The organism is Actinomadura livida (genome assembly GCF_014648675.1).
Taxonomy (GTDB): domain Bacteria; phylum Actinomycetota; class Actinomycetes; order Streptosporangiales; family Streptosporangiaceae; genus Spirillospora; species Spirillospora livida.
Map to the genome: position 1 here is coordinate 1 of NZ_BMRO01000061.1, position 509 is coordinate 509.

A 509-nucleotide genomic window follows, 5' to 3' on the forward strand; every position below is an offset into this window, starting at 1 on the left:
GCCCTCCACCTCGCCTGCCAATCCCTCCACAACCACGAAACCGACCTCGCCCTCGCCGGCGGCGTCGCCATCATGTCGACGCCGACCCTCTTCCTCGAGTTCTCGCGACAGCGGGGCTTGGCACGTGACGGCCGATGCAAGGCTTTCGCGGCCACGGCCGACGGCACGGGGTGTTCCGAGGGCGTCGGGCTCGTGCTGGTGGAACGACTGTCGGACGCACTCCGGAACGGGCATCCGGTGCTGGCGGTGATCCGTGGTTCGGCGGTCAACCAAGACGGTGCGAGCAACGGGTTGACGGCGCCGAACGGGCCGTCTCAGCAGCGGGTGATCGAGGACGCGCTGGCCAGCGCGCGCCTCGCGCCGGAGGACATCGAGGCAGTGGAGGCCCACGGCACCGGCACAGCATTGGGCGATCCGATCGAGGCTCAGGCGCTCATCGCCACCTACGGCCAGCAACGCGCTGGCGACCGGCCTCTGCGGCTCGGCTCCATCAAGTCCAACATCGGGCA

Annotated in this window: 1 protein-coding gene; it reads left to right on the plus strand. The window is 69.7% G+C overall.

The annotated features are described in order from the left end of the window. Positions 1 to 509: beta-ketoacyl synthase N-terminal-like domain-containing protein (locus IEZ03_RS37325; RefSeq protein ID WP_189241305.1), on the plus strand; the 509-nt coding region annotated here is incomplete at both ends.